Genomic DNA, 4,086 nt, shown 5'->3' with positions numbered 1-4,086 from the left:
GGCCGCCGCCGCGCCGCTCTCCATGCCGTCGGACCCGGCCACCATCGTCGCCCGCGCCGGCGAAGAGGTGAAGTCGCCGATGGTCGGCACCGCCTATCTGCAGCCCGCGCCGGGCGCCGATCCCTTCATCAAGGTCGGCGACAAGGTGAAGAAGGGTCAGACCCTGGTCATCGTCGAAGCCATGAAGACCATGAACCCGATCCAGTCGCCGCGCGACGGCGTCGTGGCTGAAATCCTGGTGGGCGACGCCCAGCCGGTCGAGTTCGGCGAAGCCCTGGTCGTTCTGGAAGCCTGAGCCCCATGTTCACCAAGGTTTTGATCGCCAACCGCGGCGAGATCGCGCTTCGCATCCACCGCGCGTGCAAGGAGATGGGCATCTCCACCGTCGCCGTGCACTCGGAAGCCGACCGCGGCGCCATGTGGGTGCGCTTGGCCGACGAGAGCGTTTGCATCGGCCCCGCGCCGGCGGCCAAGTCCTATCTGAACATCCCCTCGATCATCGCGGCGGCGGAAATCACCGGCGCACAGGCGATCCACCCCGGCTACGGCTTCCTGTCTGAGAACGCCCGCTTCGCCGAAATCGTCGAGGCTCACGGCCTGGCCTTCATCGGTCCCAAGCCCGAGCATATCCGGGTGATGGGCGACAAGATCACCGCCAAGCAGACGGTCAAGGATGCGGGCATCCCCGTCGTCCCCGGCTCTGACGGCGAAGTCGAGACGGTCGAACAGGCCATCGAGGCGTCCAAGACCATCGGCTTCCCCCTGATCGTCAAGGCGGCCGCCGGCGGCGGCGGTCGCGGCATGAAGGTTGCGATGACGGCCGACGACCTGGTCGAGGCCGTGCAGACGGCCCAGACCGAGGCCCTGGCCGCCTTCGGCAACGGCGCCGTCTATATGGAGCGCTACCTCCAGAAGCCGCGCCACATCGAGATCCAGGTCATCGCCGACAGCCACGGCAACGTCGTCCACCTGGGCGAACGCGACTGCTCGCTGCAACGCCGCCACCAGAAGGTGCTGGAAGAGGCCCCCTCGCCCGCCCTGTCGGCCGAGGGCCGCGCCAAGATCGGCGAGACGGTCAACAAGGCCATCGCCGCCATCGGCTATCTGGGCGCCGGGACCATCGAGTTCCTGTGGGAGGACGGCGAGTTCTTCTTCATCGAGATGAACACCCGCCTGCAGGTCGAACACCCGGTCACCGAGATGATCACGGGCGTCGATCTGGTGCGTGAACAGATCCGCATCGCTGCGGGCCTGCCGCTGTCCTTCAAGCAGGAGGACATCCACTTCGAAGGCCACGCCATCGAGGTGCGGATCAACGCCGAGAACTCGGAGACCTTCACCCCGTCGCCGGGCACGATCACCGAGTTCCACGCCCCGGGCGGCCTGGGCGTGCGTCTGGATAGCGCCATCTACGCCGGCTATTCGATCCCGCCCTATTACGACAGCCTGATCGGCAAGCTGATCGTCCACGGCCGCGACCGCGAGGAAGCGCTGGCCCGCCTGAAGCGTTCGCTGGGCGAGACGGTCATCAGCGGCGTCGACACCACCATCCCCCTGTTCCAGAAGCTGTTGCAGGAGCCGGACATCCTGTCGGGCGACTACGACATCCACTGGCTGGAGAAGTGGGCGGCGGCGCGCAAGGCCAAGGCCTAAGCGCCCTTTGGACGAGCCGGGCTTCAGCGCGAGCGGCCCTTCCGACGTCTTCGGACCGGAAGCGCTGCTCGCCTGCTACGCACGGGGGGTCTTCCCCATGGCCGAGGCGCACGATGATCCGCGCGTCTTCCTGGTCGAGCCGGACCAGCGGGGCGTCATACCGCTGGATCGCTTCCATATTCCCTCGCGCCTGCGCCGCACCGTGCGAAGCGAGCCGTTTCAGGTGCGGGTGAACACGGCCTTCGCCGCCGTGCTGGACACCTGCGCCGCGCCCGCGCCGGGACGCGAGGACACCTGGATCAACGCCCCGATCCGCCGCCTCTACGTCGAACTACATCAACGCGGCTTCGCCCATAGCGTCGAATGCTGGCGAGACGAGACGCTGGTCGGCGGTCTGTACGGCGTGACGCTGGGCGGCGCCTTCTTCGGCGAGAGCATGTTCAGCCGCGCCACGGACGCCTCCAAGGTCGCCCTGGTCCATCTGGTCGCACGACTGAGAAAGGGCGGCTGGCGGTTGCTGGACGCACAATTCCTGACGGACCACCTCAGCCAGTTCGGCGCCGTCGAGACGCCGCAGGCGACCTATCTGCGAATGCTGGCGCCGGCCCTGAAAATCGTACCGGACCCCGCCGCGCTGTTCGTCCCGCTGACAGGCGTCGAAGCCGTGGCGGCGGCCGTGTCCGGACAGGTTTTCCAACTGTCGGGACACGATGAGGCTGGTCTTCCCGACTGACCCGGCGCGCCATGGCGTCATGACCCATGACGCCAACGCCCCCGCCCCTGTCGCCGCACCGCCCGCCTGGCGCCGTGAAGCCGTCGATATCGCTCGAACCCTGTCTTGCGCCCTGCTGCTCGTCCTCGTCGTCAGGACCGTGCTGTTCCAACCGTTCACCATCCCCTCCTCGTCGATGGAGCCGGGCCTGGTCACCGGCGACTACATCGTCGTGTCGAAGTACCGCTACGGCTGGAGCACGGCGTCGCTGCCGTTCAACCCGCCCGTAAAGCCGGGACGGTTTCTGGCGCGCTCGCCCGCCAGGGGCGATGTGGTCGTCTTTCGTCGGCCCAGCGACCCGTCAGTCGCCTGGGTCAAGCGCGTCGTGGGCCTGCCAGGCGACACGGTTCAGGTTCGAAGCGGTCAGGTTTTCATCAACGGCCGCCCCGTCAAACGCACGCCCCTGGGTCTGACCCAGGATCACGACGCGCCCGAGCGACAGGTGCTGGCCGTGCGCGAAACGCTGGGCGACGGCCGAGATCATGTCACCTACGACGGCGGTCCGTCTCAGCCCGGCGACGACACCGACATCTATCGCGTGCCGGCGGGCCGGTATTTCGTGATGGGCGATAATCGCGACAACTCGCTGGACAGCCGGTGGCCCGCCGAGGTCGGCGTCGGCCTGCTGCCGGCCGAGAACGTCATCGGCCGAGCAGAGATCGTGCTTGCGTCATGGAAACCGGGCGCCGGCCTGACCAGACCCAGGACGTGGCTGAACCTTCAGACCGACCGGTTCTTGAAACCTATCCGCTAGCGAGCGCGAAACTCTTCAAAGGTGACGACGCCGTTCCGGTCACGGTCCAGGCGATCGAATGCGGCGCGCGACGGCGACAGGCTCTGAGCCAGCGACGGCGCCGCAATCGCACCCAACGCCAGCCCGGCGACCGCTGCGATCCATATCTGGCGCCACGGCGCAGCGCGGACATCAGTCCGATCCGCATCAATAAAACGTCGGATCGCCTCGCTGGCCGTCATGCCCTCGGCCCGGCATCGCGCCATGAAGGCGGTCTTGGCGGCGTGCGACAGTCGAATTTCGACGGTTTCGGTCTTCTTGGGAGATTTCCGATGCGTCATTCGTGCGCCCTCTAGCCCTTACAGCCGACCACCCAGGCGTCGTAGATCGGGTGTTGCAGCCCGCTGACGCTGGGCGACGAGGCGAACATCCAGCCCTTGAAGACCTGGCGCGCCTCGGTCGGCACGGCCAGACCGCGCGGCTGAACGCCGACCTCCATATAGGCGATGGCGTCCTCGGTCATTTCGTCGGAAGCCGAGACTTCGCAGGCGCGGGCCTTGAACAGCAGGGTCTTGCCGAACCGCACCGGGCGACCGCCCACCTCGACCTCGAAACGCATGGTCTCGGCCGTGGTCTTGTCCACCGCCTGGATGACGGCGATGCGGCGGCGCTGACGCACGCCCGGCGGCGTGGTCGGAGCGGCGGGCGCGGGTGCGGCCTCTTCCTCTTCGGCGGTTAGGTCTTCAGGCACTTCCTCCTGAACGGCGACTTCCTGTCCCTGAACCGCGACGATCGGGACGCCGGGCTGTGCGGGCGCCGTCGGGTTCGTCGCAGGATTGGCCGCCGGAGCCTGGCCGCCGTTGGCGGGCTGTGTCTGCGGCTGGGTCGGTTGCAGCGGCGTGCGGCCGGTATCGCGCAGCAGATCGCC

6 protein-coding genes are annotated in these 4,086 nt (G+C 67.7%); 4 read left to right on the top strand and 2 right to left on the bottom strand.

The window, feature by feature from the left end; all coding sequences use genetic code 11:
- From RT567_RS14295 to lepB, 4 genes are all read left to right on the top strand, one after another.
- Positions 1 to 295 (top strand): biotin/lipoyl-containing protein (locus RT567_RS14295; RefSeq protein WP_312123090.1); only part of this gene is annotated, 295 nt, incomplete at its 5' end.
- 5 nt (positions 296 to 300) lie between these two features.
- A complete protein-coding gene (gene accC, locus RT567_RS14290) occupies positions 301 to 1,653 on the top strand; it encodes an acetyl-CoA carboxylase biotin carboxylase subunit (RefSeq protein ID WP_313576939.1) in 1,353 nt (450 codons plus the stop codon).
- A gap of 7 nt (positions 1,654 to 1,660) precedes the next feature.
- Positions 1,661 to 2,386 carry a leucyl/phenylalanyl-tRNA--protein transferase gene (gene aat / locus RT567_RS14285; RefSeq protein WP_313576938.1) on the top strand — a complete coding sequence of 242 codons (726 nt, stop codon included), beginning with the start codon at positions 1,661 to 1,663 and terminating at the stop codon, positions 2,384 to 2,386.
- Positions 2,364 to 3,179, top strand: a complete 816-nt coding sequence (lepB, locus tag RT567_RS14280) for a signal peptidase I (RefSeq protein ID WP_409516180.1) — start codon at positions 2,364 to 2,366, stop codon at positions 3,177 to 3,179. Before aat ends, lepB begins: the two co-directional genes overlap by 23 nt.
- On the opposite strand, the gene RT567_RS14275 is transcribed toward lepB, so the two are convergent.
- A complete protein-coding gene (locus RT567_RS14275) occupies positions 3,176 to 3,499 on the bottom strand; it encodes an EF-hand domain-containing protein (protein ID WP_313576937.1) in 324 nt (107 codons plus the stop codon). The two genes, lepB and RT567_RS14275, sit on opposite strands and share 4 nt — an antisense overlap.
- A gap of 11 nt (positions 3,500 to 3,510) precedes the next feature.
- A partial coding sequence (locus RT567_RS14270; protein ID WP_313576936.1) for a DUF2155 domain-containing protein occupies positions 3,511 to 4,086 on the bottom strand: 576 nt, incomplete at its 5' end.

The organism is Brevundimonas sp., assembly GCF_032107865.1.
Classification (GTDB): Bacteria; Pseudomonadota; Alphaproteobacteria; order Caulobacterales; family Caulobacteraceae; genus Brevundimonas.
This window is presented reverse-complemented; position numbering and strand designations above follow the sequence as displayed.